16 protein-coding genes and 1 pseudogene are annotated in these 14,346 nt (G+C 63.6%); 9 read left to right on the top strand and 8 right to left on the bottom strand.

Annotation, left to right across the window (positions count from 1 at the left end; translation table 11 throughout):
- The first annotated feature begins 63 nt into the window (after positions 1-63).
- The 3 genes from nfuA to BVH06_RS13655 all read left to right on the top strand — a co-directional run bounded on the left by nfuA (position 64) and on the right by BVH06_RS13655 (position 2,797).
- Entirely contained in the window at positions 64-648 is a 585-nt protein-coding gene (gene nfuA / locus BVH06_RS13665; RefSeq protein ID WP_075930330.1) for a Fe-S biogenesis protein NfuA, read from the top strand.
- A gap of 197 nt (positions 649-845) precedes the next feature.
- The gene (locus tag BVH06_RS13660) at positions 846-1,835 is read left to right on the top strand and encodes a response regulator (RefSeq protein WP_075930329.1); all 990 of its coding nucleotides are present in this window, start codon (positions 846-848) and stop codon (positions 1,833-1,835) included.
- Between the two features lie 5 nt (positions 1,836-1,840).
- The gene (locus BVH06_RS13655; RefSeq protein ID WP_075930328.1) at positions 1,841-2,797 is read left to right on the top strand and encodes a diguanylate cyclase; all 957 of its coding nucleotides are present in this window, start codon (positions 1,841-1,843) and stop codon (positions 2,795-2,797) included.
- On the opposite strand, the gene BVH06_RS13650 is transcribed toward BVH06_RS13655, so the two are convergent.
- From BVH06_RS13650 to BVH06_RS13625, 7 genes are all read right to left on the bottom strand, one after another.
- Positions 2,794-3,957, bottom strand: coding sequence for an MFS transporter (locus tag BVH06_RS13650; RefSeq protein WP_256575177.1), 1,164 nt, complete (start codon positions 3,955-3,957; stop codon positions 2,794-2,796). The genes BVH06_RS13655 and BVH06_RS13650 overlap by 4 nt on opposite strands.
- Complete coding sequence (locus tag BVH06_RS13645; RefSeq protein WP_075934403.1) at positions 3,944-4,195, bottom strand: DUF1272 domain-containing protein; 252 nt, start codon at positions 4,193-4,195, stop codon at positions 3,944-3,946. The genes BVH06_RS13650 and BVH06_RS13645 overlap by 14 nt, the downstream gene beginning before the upstream one ends.
- Positions 4,188-5,198 carry a GlxA family transcriptional regulator gene (locus BVH06_RS13640; RefSeq protein ID WP_075934402.1) on the bottom strand — a complete coding sequence of 337 codons (1,011 nt, stop codon included), beginning with the start codon at positions 5,196-5,198 and terminating at the stop codon, positions 4,188-4,190. Before BVH06_RS13640 ends, BVH06_RS13645 begins: the two co-directional genes overlap by 8 nt.
- An 84-nt stretch (positions 5,199-5,282) precedes the next feature.
- Positions 5,283-6,308, bottom strand: coding sequence for a DNA topoisomerase IB (locus BVH06_RS13635; protein WP_075934401.1), 1,026 nt, complete (start codon positions 6,306-6,308; stop codon positions 5,283-5,285).
- Positions 6,309-6,583: 275 nt separating this feature from the next.
- Complete coding sequence (locus tag BVH06_RS13630; protein ID WP_075934400.1) at positions 6,584-6,853, bottom strand: hypothetical protein; 270 nt, start codon at positions 6,851-6,853, stop codon at positions 6,584-6,586.
- Positions 6,854-7,062: 209 nt separating this feature from the next.
- On the bottom strand, positions 7,063-7,296 hold the full coding sequence (locus tag BVH06_RS25425) for a hypothetical protein (RefSeq protein WP_139315637.1): 234 nt from the start codon (positions 7,294-7,296) through the stop codon (positions 7,063-7,065).
- Positions 7,297-7,373: 77 nt separating this feature from the next.
- On the bottom strand, positions 7,374-8,453 hold the full coding sequence (locus BVH06_RS13625; protein WP_075934399.1) for a hypothetical protein: 1,080 nt from the start codon (positions 8,451-8,453) through the stop codon (positions 7,374-7,376).
- Positions 8,454-8,582: 129 nt separating this feature from the next.
- Between BVH06_RS13625 and BVH06_RS13620 the strand changes: the two genes are divergently transcribed.
- The 4 genes from BVH06_RS13620 to BVH06_RS13605 are packed head-to-tail and all read left to right on the top strand — an operon-like array spanning position 8,583 to position 11,194.
- On the top strand, positions 8,583-8,891 hold the full coding sequence (locus BVH06_RS13620; protein ID WP_075930321.1) for a PepSY domain-containing protein: 309 nt from the start codon (positions 8,583-8,585) through the stop codon (positions 8,889-8,891).
- Positions 8,891-9,205 carry a PepSY domain-containing protein gene (locus tag BVH06_RS13615; RefSeq protein WP_075930320.1) on the top strand — a complete coding sequence of 105 codons (315 nt, stop codon included), beginning with the start codon at positions 8,891-8,893 and terminating at the stop codon, positions 9,203-9,205. Before BVH06_RS13620 ends, BVH06_RS13615 begins: the two co-directional genes overlap by 1 nt.
- A gap of 1 nt (position 9,206) precedes the next feature.
- On the top strand, positions 9,207-9,875 hold the full coding sequence (locus tag BVH06_RS13610) for a response regulator transcription factor (protein WP_075934398.1): 669 nt from the start codon (positions 9,207-9,209) through the stop codon (positions 9,873-9,875).
- The gene (locus BVH06_RS13605; protein WP_075934397.1) at positions 9,872-11,194 is read left to right on the top strand and encodes a sensor histidine kinase; all 1,323 of its coding nucleotides are present in this window, start codon (positions 9,872-9,874) and stop codon (positions 11,192-11,194) included. Before BVH06_RS13610 ends, BVH06_RS13605 begins: the two co-directional genes overlap by 4 nt.
- An 82-nt stretch (positions 11,195-11,276) precedes the next feature.
- Here BVH06_RS13605 and BVH06_RS13600 read toward each other — a convergent pair whose 3' ends face one another.
- The gene (locus BVH06_RS13600; RefSeq protein ID WP_075930317.1) at positions 11,277-11,873 is read right to left on the bottom strand and encodes an NADPH-dependent FMN reductase; all 597 of its coding nucleotides are present in this window, start codon (positions 11,871-11,873) and stop codon (positions 11,277-11,279) included.
- A 195-nt stretch (positions 11,874-12,068) separates the two neighbouring features.
- Here BVH06_RS13600 and BVH06_RS13595 point away from each other — a divergent pair, with 195 nt between their 5' ends.
- On the top strand, positions 12,069-13,385 hold the full coding sequence (locus tag BVH06_RS13595) for a Na+/H+ antiporter family protein (protein ID WP_075934396.1): 1,317 nt from the start codon (positions 12,069-12,071) through the stop codon (positions 13,383-13,385).
- A gap of 112 nt (positions 13,386-13,497) precedes the next feature.
- A pseudogene (locus BVH06_RS26320) lies at positions 13,498-14,322 on the top strand (cache domain-containing protein); the annotation flags it as partial.
- Between the last annotated feature and the right edge of the window lie 24 nt (positions 14,323-14,346).

Here is a 14,346-nt window from a genome sequence, read left to right as displayed (position 1 = left end):
GGTAGGACTTTATTCGCGACGGCCATTTGGCGTACACTTCGCCCATGACCGTGAGGAGTTGCCATGAGCACCATTACCATTACCGATGCCGCCCATGATTACCTGGCCGACCTGCTGAGCAAGCAGAACACGCCGGGAATCGGTATCCGGGTCTTCATCACCCAGCCCGGTACCCAGTACGCGGAAACCTGCATCGCCTACTGCAAGCCGGGCGAGCAGAAGCCGGAAGACCAGGCCATTGGCTTGGCTAGCTTCACGGCCTGGATCGATGCCGTCAGCGAGCCGTTTCTCGAAGACGCCGTGGTCGACTACGCCACCGATCGCATGGGCGGCCAGCTGACCATCAAGGCGCCGAACGCCAAGGTGCCGATGGTCAACGAAGACAGCCCGCTCAACGAGCGCATCAACTATTACCTGCAGACCGAGATCAACCCGGGTCTGGCCAGCCACGGCGGTCAGGTCACGCTGATCGACGTGGTCGACGAAGGCATTGCCGTGCTGCAGTTCGGCGGCGGTTGCCAGGGCTGTGGCCAGGCCGACCTGACCCTCAAGGAAGGCATCGAGAAAACCCTGCTCGAGCGCATTCCGGAACTCAAGGGCGTGCGCGATGTGACCGACCACAGCAATCGTGAAAACGCGTATTACTGATCGCGTCCAGTGCGATGACAAGGCGACTTCGGTCGCCTTGTGCGTTTTGGCATGCTTCACTTCACGAAAGCGTTAGAAAACACCCGAAAGCGTGCTGGCGTTCTGCTATAAGTGTCGGTAACGCACCAGGGATGGCGTTGCTGTCGTACACTCGCTGCAGCCTAAGCCGGATCAGGCCCACTTCTTGAGGCGTATCGATGCCCACCGCATCTCTTCTCGTCTGCGATGACTCCAACATGGCCCGCAAGCAACTGCTGCGCGCCTTGCCAGCGGACTGGCCGGTAACCGTCAGCCAGGCCGCCAACGGTGAAGAAGCGCTGCAGCAACTGCGCGCGGCTCACTTCGATCTCTTGTTGCTCGACCTCACCATGCCGGTGCTCGATGGCTACGGCGTGCTCGCGGCGCTGAAGGCCGAAGGGCGTGCGCAGAAGGTTATCGTGGTGTCCGGCGACGTGCAGGAAGAAGCGATCCGCCGGGTCAAGGAACTCGGCGCCCTGGCATTCCTGAAAAAGCCTGCCGACCCCGAGCTGTTGCGCCAGACCCTGGATCAGCTTGGCTTTCTGCACGTGGCGGCGGCGCCCGTCGCGGCGCTGCCCGAGCCCAAGGTGTCGTTTCGCGATGCCTTCCGCGAGGTGGTCAACATCGCCATGGGCCGTGCGGCTGCGCTGCTGGCCCGGGTGCTCGGGGTGTTCGTGCAACTGCCGATCCCTAACGTCAATATCCTCGAGGTCAGCGAGCTGCACATGGCGCTGGCCGATGCCCAGCGTGGCAATGGTTTGACTGCGGTGTGCCAGGGCTATATCGGCGAGGGCATCGCCGGTGAGGCGCTGCTGATCTTCCATGATTCGGAAGTGGCCGACATGGCCAAGCTGATGCAGTGGCAGGAGCACAACCATTCGTCCATGGAGATGCTCCTGGACATGTCCAGCATCCTCATTGGCGCGTGCCTGAGCGGCATCGCCGAGCAGCTCGACGTGAGCTTCTCCCAGGGCCACCCGCAGATACTCGGCGAGCATGCCTCCATCGACGAGCTGATCCGCATCAACAGCCAGCGCTGGCGCAAGACCCTGGCCGTCGAGGTGAGCTACAGCATCGAAGGCCACGACATCCACTTCGACCTGTTGCTGCTGTTCACCGAGGATTCGGTGTCGCTGCTGACCAACAAACTCGCCTATCTGATGGAATAAGCCGCATGGCCGAGAGCATGGATTTAAACGATTTCCATTGGCTGCTGGCCATCGTGCAGAGCATCGATGTCGGCGTGGTGGTGCTCGACCGTCAGTACCGCGTGGAAGTATGGAACAGCTTTATGGAGAACCATTCCGGGCGTACCGCCCGGGATGCGGCCGAGCGCTCGTTCTTCGAGCTGTTTCCCGAGGTCGACGAGGTGTGGTTTCGCAACAAGGTGGAAAACGTCGTAACCCTGGGTACGCCGGCCTTCACCATCTGGGAGCAACGGCCGTACCTGGTGCGTTTCAAGAATTACCAGCCGATCACCGGGCTGGAAGATTTCATGTACCAGAACACCACCATCCTGCCGCTGATGGCCACCAACAGCAAGATCGAGCACCTGTGCGTGATCGTTTATGACGTGACCAGCGTGGCGGTGAACAAGCGTCAGTTGCAGGCAATGAGCGATCAGTTCAAGCACCTTTCGCGTACCGACCGGCTGACCGGGCTGAACAACCGCGGCCACTGGGAGGAGGAGCTCAAGCGCGAACACGCCCGTCATCGCCGTTACGGCAGCAGCGCAGCGCTGGTGATCTTCGATATTGATCATTTCAAGAAGGTCAACGACACCTACGGCCACCAGGCCGGCGACACGGTGATCCAGAGTGTCGCCAAGGTGCTGCGCGAGCAGTTGCGTGATACCGACATCGCCGGGCGCTATGGCGGCGAGGAGTTCGTGGTGCTGCTGCCGGATGTCGATGCGGCGGGCGGGCGGGTCTTCGCCGAACGTTTGCGCCTGATCGTCGAGCGCTTGCAGGTCAGCCACGAGGGGCAGGTGATTCCCTTCACCATCAGCCTCGGTGTGGCCGACCTGAGCGAGCCCAGCCACGATCACCAGCAGGTCATCCAATGGGCCGACCAGGCGCTCTACAGCTCCAAGCGCAACGGTCGCAACCAGGTCACGGTGTTCGGCGTCTAGCCGGCCGCCGCTGCCCTGGTTGCACGGCGTGCCAGCAGTGCGATCAGGGCGATCGCCAGCAGCGGCAGCATGGCCAGGTTGATCTGCGCCCAGCCCAGCCCGGTGATCAGCGCACCGGACGCGAAGGCCGCACAGGCGGCAACGCCGCTATTGGTCAACTCCATGAGCCCTTGGGCCTTACCTCGTTCGTCGGGCTGGTGGGCCGAGGCCAGCAGCGTGGTACCGGCAATCAGCATCAGGTTCCAGCCGATGCCCAGCAGCAGCGAGGAAACTAGGAAGAAAGCTTGGCTTTGCCCGCTCAATCCGACCAGCGCACTGCCGCCGAGCGTTGCGATACCCAGCAAGGCCACCGGCCGGCTGCCCAGGCGATCCACCAGTGGGCCGGCGATCAGCGCAGGCAGGAACATGCCCAGCACGTGCCACTGGATCACCCCGGCAGCGCTTTCCAGCGGCAAGCCGCAGAAGCTCATGGCCAGCGGTGTCGCGTTCATCACCAGAATCATCAGGCCGTTGCCGATGGCCGTTACCACCAGTGCAGCGCGGATTGCCGGGCGCGCCAGCAGGCTGCGCATGTCGCCTCGCGGCGCGACGGTGATGGTTCCCACGTGCAGGGTGCTGAGCAACGCCAGGCCAAGCAGCGCCAGGCCGGCCAACAGCACGTAGGCACCTACGAAGGGCGTGCTCAGTGCGTTACGCGCCCACAGCGTCAGGCTCGGCGCAATCAGGGCGGCGCAGATGCCGCCGGCGATCACCCAGGCAGCCGCGCGCCCCTTGTAGGCATCGTCCACCGTTTCCAGCGCCGCGAAACGGTAATACGCGGCTGAGGCCTGATAGACGCCTGTGGCGAGCGCGCCGAGGCAGAACAGGATGAAGTCGCCGAGCCAGACACCCAGGGCGCTGGTCAGGCCGCCGAGTATGCCGGCTGCGGCGCCCAGGGTCAGGCCGGGCCTGCGGCCATGGCGCTGCATGAACAGCGACAGCGGGTGAGTCGCCAGCAGGTTGCCGAGCACCAGCAGCGCCAGGGGCAGGGTGGCCAGCGCGTTGTAGGGCGATAGTTGCAAGCCGATCAGCGCGGTGAGCGTGATGCCGATCAGCGAGCAGCTCCAGTACAGCGCCTGGGCGAGAAACAGGGTCAGCAGGGCCCGGTTACGAATAAGCAGCATTGCATCCTCCCGCCTTGAGCACGCGCAAGGTCGAGGGCGGGTTGGCCGACAGCTTGGCGGCAGGGCGAATCGGCCGACGCACCAGCTCTCCCGAGCAGTTCGGGCAGTGCCCTTTGAGGTGCGTGTCGGCGCACTGGCTACAGTAGGTGCATTCGAACGAGCAGATGCGCGCGTCGAGAGAGTCCGGCGGCAGGTCGCGGTCGCAGCATTCGCAGTTGGGGCGTAGCTCAAGCATGGTCGATCTCCTGGCCGAAACGTTCGGCGTATTGCTGGGGGCTGATGGACAGGTGTTTGTGAAAGGCCCGACGCAGGTTCTCCGGGTGGCCGAAGCCGGTCAGGCGGGCGACGGTACTGATCGACGCCTGGGCGTCCTGCAGCAGGCTACGGGCAGCCTCCAGGCGAACACGCTCCACATAGCCGGCCGGCCCAGTGCCGAGTTCCCTGGCGAATACGCGCGACAGGGTGCGTGGCGTCATCCGCGCCTTGTCGGCCAGGGCGTCGAGCGACAGGTCGCCGCCCAGGTTGGTTGGAATCCACTCGAGCAATTCGGCCAGACGCGGGGTGCGGCTCGGCTCCGGGGCGAGCAGGGCGCTGAACTGCGCCTGGCCGCCCGGGCGGCGTAGGAACATCACCAGGCGTCGCGCCACCGCCAGTGCGGTGCTGCGGCCCAGGTCGGCCTCGACCAGGGCCAATGCCAGGTCGATACCGGCGGTAACGCCAGCGGAGGTGAACAGATGCTCGCTGCCATCGCCTGCACTGGGGGCATAGGTGTGCAGGCAGTCGCTGTCGACCAGCAGCTTGCCGTCCTGGCGCAGCGCGTCGATATCGGCCCAGTGGGTGGTCACACGCCTGCCGTCGAGCAGCCCGGTGCGCGCGAGGATCAGCGCGCCGGAGCACACCGAGCCCAGGCGCCGGATATGGGGTTCGGAATCCCGCAGCCAGCCCAGCAGCGGCTGGTTCTCGCATTGTCGGGTTTCACCAGCGCCGCCGGGAATCAGCAGGGTATCCAGGCTGGCGGGGTCCACGTCGCGCCATGCGGCATCGGCTATCACGCCCATGCCGGCGGAGCTGTTCACCGGTCCTGGCTGGTCGGCAAGCATCAATAGCCGGTAGGCATCGCCCAGACCCTGGCGATTACGCTCGACGTTGGCGGAAGCGAACACCTGCAGTGGGCCGACCACGTCCAGGCTCATGAAGCCCGGGTAGATCAGTGCGGCGATGCATTTGCGGTCGTCCATGGTGGCCCCTCTGAATGGAGAAGGCCAGTGTGGGCAGAAAAAGTTGTGGCGGCAATGACATCAATCCCACGGATCTTGCCACTTTCAGGCGACCGGCAATTTCTCCAGAAAGCGCATCAGCAGGCTTTCTTCGCTGCGCAGCCCCTTGCGCGCCGCGGCCAGGCGTAGGTCAGCCAGTTCACCGGCATGGAAGGCTTCGATCAGCGCCGGGTGGATGTAGCACTTGCGACACACCGCGGGCGTGTTGCGCAGCTCTTCGGCGACCTGCTTGACCATGCCGACCACGTGCTTCTTGGCCGAGCTTTCCGGCTGCCATTCCAGTTCGCGCAATAGCGTCAGCGCCAAGGCGCTGCCGGCCCAGGTGCGGTAATCCTTGGCGGTGAAATCGGCGCCTGTTAGCTCACGCAGGTAGTTGTTGACGTCCGTCGAGGTCACCGTGTGGCGCTCGCCGTCGGCATCCAGGTACTGGAAAAGGTGCTGGCCCGGCAGCTCCAGGCAGCGGCGGATGATGCGAGCCAGGCGACGGTCGCTGACCTCCACTTCATGCTCGATGCCACTCTTGCCACGGAAATGGAAGCGGATGGCGCTGCCTTGTACCTCGACATGCCGGTTGCGCAGGGTAGTCAGCCCGTAGGAGCGGTTTTCCTTGGCGTAGCGCACGTTGCCGATACGGATCAGTGTGTTGTCGAGCAGCGTGATCACGGTGGCCATGACCTTTTCGCGGCCATGTTCAGGCAGCAACAGGTGCTGTTCGATGGTATGGCGCAACTTGGGCAGTGCCTTGCCGAACAGCAGCAGGTTGGCGTACTTGTCGGTGTCGCGCACTTCGCGCCAGCGCGGATGATAGCGGTACTGCTTGCGGCCCCGGGCATCGCGGCCGGTCGCCTGCAGGTGGCCCTTCGGGTCGGCGCAGATCCACACGTCCACATAGGCAGGAGGTATCGCCAGGGCATTGATGCGGGCGATTTCCTGGGTGTCGCGAATGCGCTCGCCGTTCGGTTCGAAATAGCAGAATTTGCCGCGCAGCTTGCGGCGAGTGATGCCGGGCGCGCGATCGTCGACGTAGTGCAGGTCGTTGGGCAGCTCGGGCGTTATCGACAGGCTGGTCATCGCGGTGCGCTCCCGATCACGCAGCGAGCGGGCTGTAGAAAACCACCGCCGGGCATGGCAATGCGATACGAGAGGGGCGGCAGAAGTAAAAAGAGGTTTTGCATGCCGGTCAGCTCATGACAACAGTTAAAGACTTAGCCCGTTGAATACGAGGGGAAGTTCAGACTTTAACGGATGCGCCGGCGTGAACGGATAAAGGCGGGGAGGGGATTATAACGTTGAGACAAGTTGCCGCACCCGAGAGTGCGGCAACTGGCAAAACAACTGCCGAGGAATTACTCCGGCATGCTCCAGGGAGCGAGATCGAAGCCCTTGCTGCTGAGCTCGTCACGGGATTTTTTCAGAGCCTTGGCCAGCTCCTGAGGGTCGCTGTAGATGCTGCTGGTCAGTTGCGCGCGATCGATCAACGGCGTGTTGGTGCGGTCGACGATGGTCAGGTTCAGTACGCCTGTACCGTCCTGCGGCGCCCAGGCCACGCAGTGGAAAGGTTGAAAGGCGCGGTCGGCAATCAGCAGTGCATCATTGAAACGCAGCGAAGCGTTCATGGGGTCGGTTCTCCGAGGGTTTCCCAATGATTCATAGTGTCAGCGAGCTTGTTCAACGCTGACGTTCCTAGCTGTTGATGTTTCGATGAGGCCTGCAAGTCACATCCAAATTAATTAATTTTCAAAAAAACTGAAAATCATCTTGTGAAGTTGACGGGCATCAAAGTTTTCAAGGGTGGCGGCACGCCATTGGGCGGTGCACTTAATGTTTAACCACCGAAAATGGCATCAACACCCAATAGGAAAATGGCCCTGCTGATCAGTTCCGTTAAGTTCAGATTTTTTATTAATAGGGACAGGCGTTTAACTTGCTTAAAACAATCTGTGGCGGTTTTCTGACTGCCATTTTGGAAGCCCGGCGATGGCCTGCAAAGCGTTAGAACCTGTTCAAAGCCTGCTGCGCGTCGGCACTGCGGCGTTAAAAACAGGCTTGGACTGCTCATTTACAGTTCGTAAACTCCGCGTCCTCGCCTGTTTTCGCCTTGCATTGCTCTAGCTCGCGAGGCTTTTGAACAGGTTCTTACAGCGCGACCAGCCGATCGGCCAAGCGCCCCGTCTCGGTCAGTTCGAGAAATTCGTCGCCCATGCGCCGGCTTTCGTCCATGGCCTGGCACCAATAACGCTCGCGCCCGGCGTCGTCGCTCAGAAAGCGGGTGAAATCTTTGCGGTCCGGCAGTTTGCCGTAGGGCAAGCGTGCCAGGTAATCGCGCGAAGGCGCCAGCAGCAGGACATCCTGCAGGCGCATGGCGTCGCCACGGCGCCAGGGCATGCCCTTGTCGAACCAGCCGGGAATGATGCGATCGGTGAAGTGCGGGTACAGCACCACGTCATCGCCGCTGTAGGGCAGGTCGAGGTGGTAGTCCAGCAGGCCGCCGTCGCGGTAGGTGCCGGGGCCGGCCCCGGGAATATCGCGCACGCCCTGCATCACGAAAGGAATCGAGCCGGAGGCCAGCAAGGCATGGCGCAGGTTGCCGATATCCAGCGGCAGGCAACGCGAGGGGAAATCGGTCAGCGGATGCAGGGGCGGCGCCAGGCGCGCGTCGTGCAGGATCACCCGCTCGAAGTGGCGGGCCAGGCGCGGGCGGCCGAGCAGGTTGCTGCCGATCACCGACGACAGCCCGAGCCCCAGGGAGCGGCGATCATCCTCGGCAAGGCGGCCGTGGCTCTTCACCACCACGATGTTGAGCCGGTAATGGGGATTGTCGAGCACGGCGCCATCCTGCTGTTGCAACAGCTCGTCGAGCATGCGCACGCAGCGTTCGCTTACCTCGGCGATGCTCACGCCCTTGGCGAAGCGCATGCCGGTGTACAGCTCGCCCAGGCGCTGCAACGCCGCGGCGGGGTCCGGCAGGCAGGCGCTGGCGAAGCGCCAGGAGCCGATGGACGCGCCAATCAGCGAGCGCTCACGGGGCGCTCGGGCCAGCCAGTCGCCGAACAGGGCGATATCCAGGCCCTGAATACCCAGCGCCTTGGGCCCGCCGGCTGCGCCAGGCAGGGTGCCGACATCGGCGGGCTGCAGGCCGCGCTCGCGAATGCGCGTCAAGGCGCGTTGGCCGGCTTTCAACGTAAGGGCAGGGAATTTGATCTGGATGGCGCTCATGCCGACCTCCGCTAGAGAGGCACCAGTATAAGGGCCTGGCTCACGCGGGTCTGTGGGGCAATTCAGGTTGAATTAAGTCGCTCCCCTTAACCTGATCATCGTCGAAACACGATTACTCAGGAGATCACCATGAAGAAATTGACCGCTTTGTTCGCCGTTGCTGCTCTCGCTGCCACCGCTGGTATGGCCCAGGCCCGTGACCTGGGGCCGGACGAGGCGCTGAAACTGCGTGATGCCGGCACCATCCAGTCATTCGAAAAACTCAACGAGGCTGCCCTTGCTGCCCATCCCGGCGGTAAACTGGGCGATACCGAACTCGAGGAAGAATACGGCCGCTACCTCTATCAGGTAGAAATCCGCGACGCCCAGAACCAGAAATGGGATGTCGAGCTGGATGCCACCAACGGCACCATCCTCAAGAACCACCAGGATGATTGATGAAAGGCAACCCCGTTCTACGTTGCATCTGCATCGTTTCGCTGGCCGCGCTGACCTGCGCGGCCAGTGCTCGTGATCTGGATCAGGATGAAGCGCGGGATCTGCGCCTGAGTGGCGTGATCCTGCCGCTCGATCAGCTGATGCGCGCCGCGCTGGAGCGTTACCCGGGCGCGACCCTGCTCGAAGCCGAGCTGGAAGAAGAAGACGATGTCTTCGTCTATGAAGTGGAACTGCTGACCCGCGAGGGCGTGGTTCGTGAACTGGAGCTCGATGCCCACGATGGCAAGATCCTGAAGGATGAGGTAGACGACTGACATGCGCCTGTTGCTGGTTGAAGACCACGTACCGCTTGCCGATGAACTGACCGCCTCACTGACCCGCCAGGGCTATGCCGTGGACTGGCTGGCCGACGGCCGTGACGCCGTGTACCAGGGCGCCAGTGAGCCCTATGACCTGATCATTCTCGACCTCGGTTTGCCTGGCAAGCCGGGGCTCGAGGTGCTGCAGGAGTGGCGCCAGGGTGGTCTGGCTACCCCGGTGCTGATTCTCACCGCCCGCGGTTCGTGGGCTGAGCGCATCGAAGGCCTCAAGGTTGGTGCCGACGACTACCTGACCAAACCCTTCCACCCCGAAGAACTGCAGCTACGCATTCAGGCGCTGTTGCGCCGTGCCCGTGGCTTGGCCAACCAGCCGCAACTGCAGGCTGCCGGTTTGCACCTCGACGAAAGCCGGCAATGTGTCAGCCGTGGCGAGCAGGAGATCGAACTGACCGCCGCGGAGTTTCGCCTGCTGCGCTACTTCATGCTGCACGCCGGGCAGATTCTCTCCAAGAGCCACTTGGCCGAACACCTGTACGACGGCGAGACCGAGCGCGACTCCAACGTCATCGAGGTGCACGTCAATCACCTGCGCCGCAAGCTCGGCCGCGAAGTGATCGAAACCCGCCGCGGCCAGGGCTATCGGTTCACCGGTAGCGCCGCTTGAGGTCGATCCAGCGGCGCCTGAGCCTGGGGCTGATCAGCGTGCTGCTGATCATCGGCCTGTTGCTCGCGCAAACCTGCCTGTGGCTGTTCGACAGCAACCTGCGGCGCTACATGCAGGCCGGGCTCGAAGAAGAAGCGCAATCGCTGTTGATCGCCCTGGTGCGCGGGCCCTCCGGTATTCAACTCGACGAGTCGCGGCTCAGCGCGGCCTATCAGCGGCCCTATTCGGGCCTGTATTTCCGGATCGACTTCAGCGACAAGAGCTGGCGTTCGCGTTCGTTGTGGGACAGCGAACTGCGGCCCTCTGACGTGGACGGCCTGCAGCCTGAGTTGCAGGACGGCCCGCAAGAGCAGGTGCTGGTCACCTATCGCGGCGAATACCGGCGTTTCGGCCAGGACCTGACCATCAGCGTGGCGCGCGACTACACGCCGGTGCTCGACAGCTTCCGCCGGGTGCAGCGTATCGGCCTGGGGCTGGGGCTGGGCAGCCTGGCCCTGATCCTGTTGCTGCAGCGCCTGGCGGTCAGCCGTGCATTGCGACCGCTGGAGCAGACCCGCGTGCAGATCGCCCAGCTGCAGCAAGGGCAGCGCTCGGAGCTGGACGAGCAGGTACCCGAGGAACTGGAGCCGCTGGTGGAGCAGATCAACCACCTGCTGGCCCACACCGAGGAAACCCTGAAACGTTCGCGCAATGCCCTCGGCAACCTGGGCCATGCGCTGAAGACGCCGTTGGCGGTGCTGGTCAACCTGGCCTCGCGGGATGAACTGCGTGCGCACCCCGAGCTGCGCGACAACCTGCTCGAGCACCTGCAACAGATCGAGCAGCGTATTGCCCGTGAGCTGGGCCGTGCGCGTCTGGCTGGTGAAGCGTTGCCCGGCGCGCATTTCGATTGCCGAGAGGAGCTGCCGGGCTTGTTCGCCACCCTCGGCATGATCCACGACAGCGCCATCGAGCTGAGCTGGCAGGCGTCACCGCCCGACCTGCGCCTGCCGCGCGATCGCGAGGACCTGCTGGAGCTGCTTGGCAACCTGCTCGACAACGCCTGCAAGTGGACCGACAGCCAGGTGCGCCTGCGCATCGAGCGTACCGATACGGCCTACGTATTGAGCGTCGACGACGATGGCCCGGGGATCGACGGTGAACGCCGCGAGGAGGTGCTCAGCCGCGGCACTCGCCTGGATGAGCAAACCGCGGGGCACGGCCTGGGCCTGGGTATCGTGCGCGATATCGTCGATGCCTGGGACGGCACTTTGTCGCTGCACGACAGTGACCTGGGCGGCTTGCAGGTCAGAATCGAGCTGCCGCTGCGCGCGCGATAGTCACGTCCGACAGCGGTTCCCGGGTTTCGCTGCGCTCTACCCAGGCCACGGGCGGATCACCTGGAGCGATCCGCCGTGTTGCTTACATGCCGTTGGTGAATGCCGGATCGCTGAGGTCGATGGCAGCGCGCACCGGTTTCAGCGCTTCGCCGTACTTGGCCAGGATATCCAGCGCGTAATCGATACGGGCGCGGATGCGGCTGTCGTCTTCGCTGGCCGGCTGTTCGTCGTTAAGGACCTTGGTCACCGACCGGACGATCAGGTGCTCGGGCAGGTAGTTGATCCGGCAGTTCTTGTAGCTGGAGCTACGCAGCTCGGCGATCGGACTACCGCCGCCGATACCCGATGACACGCCCACCAGCAGCCCCGGCTTGTGCGCCAGTTCGGCCTTGCTGGCATAGATGAAGAAGTTCTTGATCGCCGGGCCGGCCATGCCGTTCCACTCCGGCGCGATCACCACCACGGCGTCGGCACGCTGCAGGCGCGAGCCATAGTCGGCCCAGGTGCCGTTGTCTTCGGCAGGCCACAGCGGCAGCGGGCCGGTGCCGAGGTCGATGACCTGGCTTAGCTCGGCACTGGTCTTGCCCAGGGTGATCAGGCGTTGGCGCAGGAACTGGGCCACCTTGGCGGATTGGCTGTCGGGGCGGCTTGAGCCGGCGATCAGAACGATATCGAGCATGGGATCCTCCGTTGATGAAAGAGGCGAGAGGCTAACGCCCGCGGCGCCAGGCGCAAAGTACGTTTGTGCTATTTGCTTAGAACCGGGCTCGACGAGAGCTCGCCTGGCGCCGATTTTTGACACCCAGGTCAGCTTGCGGCAGAGTGCGACGCTTTTTTGATTGCGCCGCGCTCGCGGTGATTCGAGGAGCCTTTCATGAACGCAGTTATCGCCGCCGTCGGCATCATGCTGATTCTCAGCCTTTGCCGAGTGCACGTCGTGGTGGCGCTGATCATCGGCGCGCTGGCCGGCGGTATGATCGGCGGCCTGGGCATGGACGGTTCGCTGGCAGCTTTCAACAAGGGCCTGGGCGGCGGCGCTACCGTGGCGCTGTCCTATGCCTTGCTCGGCGCCTTCGCGGTGGCAATCGCCAAATCCGGGCTGGCCCATGCGCTGGCCGACAAGGCGCTGACCCTGGTCGGCCGCCAGGACGAGCGCGGCGGCGGTGCGCTGAAGTGGATGCTGGTCGGGTTACTGCTCGCCGTGGCGATCTCTTCGCAGAACATTCTGCCTATCCATATCGCCTTCATTCCGCTGCTGGTGCCGCCGCTGCTGTACGTGATCACCCGTTTGCAGATCGACCGCCGATTGATCGCCTGCGTGCTGACGTTCGGCCTGATCACCCCGTACATGTTCCTGCCGGTGGGCTTCGGCAATATCTTTCTCAACGAGATCCTGCTCGCCAACGTGGTGCGTAGCGGCGTGGACGTGAGCGGCGTGAACGTCAGCCACGCCATGCTGATTCCGGCCATGGGCATGGTCGCCGGCCTGCTGCTGGCGCTTTACAGCTACCGCGGCAAGCGCAGCTACGACCTGGCGCTGGTCGAGCGCGCCGAGCGGGTGGACGTCAGCTACAACCGGCGCAGCCTGATCGTCGCCGGGGTGGCGGTGGCCATCGCCTTCGGCGCCCAGCTGTGGCTCGACTCGATGATCATCGGCGCGCTGCTGGGCTTCGTGGTTTTTTCCGCCTCGGGCATCGTGCGCTGGAAGGAAACCGACGACCTGTTCACCGAAGGCATGAAAATGATGGCGATGATCGGCTTCATCATGATCGCCGCCTCGGGGTTCGCCGAAGTGATGCGCGAAACCGGTGAGATCAAGGGCCTGGTGGACGCCAGCGCCGGCTGGATAGGCGACAGCAAGGGCCTGGGCGTGCTGATGATGCTGCTGGTCGGTCTGCTGGTGACCATGGGCATCGGCTCGTCGTTCTCCACCGTGCCGATCATCGCCGCGATCTTCGTGCCGCTGTGCGTACAGCTGGGCTTCAGCCCGCTGGCCACGGTGTGCATCGTCGGCACTGCCGGCGCCATCGGCGATGCCGGTTCGCCAGCTTCGGATTCGACCCTGGGCCCCACGGCTGGCCTCAACGTCGACGGCCAGCACAATCATATCTGGGACACCGTTGTACCCACCTTTGTGCACTACAACCTGCCGCTGCTGGTGTTCGGCTGGGTTGCAGCGATGGTGCTGTAGCAGGCGCAGTGTTGCGCTAGCTGCAGACGAGCCTCTTAAGGTTCGCTAGCGGCTGCCGATGACCTGAGTAGAAGCCACCCTCTGGCTTTGCCTGGTCATAAGGAAAACAAAAATGCGCCTGACCTTGAAGTCCAAAGTCGTGCTGTTGGCCCTGATTCCCGTTCTGCTGTTCGCCGTGGTGCTCAGTGGCGCCGCTGCCAAGGTGCTGTATGGCCTGGCGGAACAGGAGGTCACCGAAACCCGCGAGCGACTGCTCGATGAGAAGCGCAACGAGCTGCAGAACTACAGCGCGATCGCCATGGGCTCCGTGCAGAGCCTGTACGACGCCGCGTCGGCCGGCGACCTGGAAAGCCGCAAGCAGGCCATCGCCATCCTGTCGAAGATCAAGTACGGCAAGGATGGCTACTTCTTCGGCCACGACTCCAACGTGGTGCGGCTGTTTCGCAGCGATAGCCCGGTGGACGTGGGCAAGAACCTCAGCGACCGGCGTGACGTCAACGGCGTGTTCGTGAACCGCGAGCTGGTGCGCGTCGCCAAGGACAACAGCTACTACGTCAATTACTCCTCGCCGCTGCCCGGCAACGAAGCGATCCAGGTGCCCAAGCTCGCCTACAGCTACTACCTGCCCAAGTGGGACATGGCGCTTGGCACCGCGGTGAACCTGGATGGCGTCGAGGCGCAGATCGTCGAGGTGCGCGCCGGGATCGACCAGCGGGTGAGCACCATCATCACCAGCATCCTGGTGATCGCTGCGGTGCTGCTGGTGATCTTTGGCGTGGTCGGCGGCATCCTGGCCAACACCTTCCTGCGTCCGCTGCAGCAGATCAAGGCCAACCTCGACGATATTGCCGCGGGTGACGGCGACCTCACCAAGCGCCTGCCGGTCACCAGCCGCGACGAACTGGGCGAGCTGGCCGGCTCGTTCAACCGTTTCGTCGACAAGGTGCACGGCCTGGTGCGG

The sequence above is a fragment of the Pseudomonas sp. PA27(2017) genome, from assembly GCF_001945445.1.
Taxonomy (GTDB): domain Bacteria; phylum Pseudomonadota; class Gammaproteobacteria; order Pseudomonadales; family Pseudomonadaceae; genus Aquipseudomonas.
The sequence above is the reverse complement of the archived record's forward strand: the minus strand, read 5'-3'. Positions and strand labels throughout refer to the sequence as shown.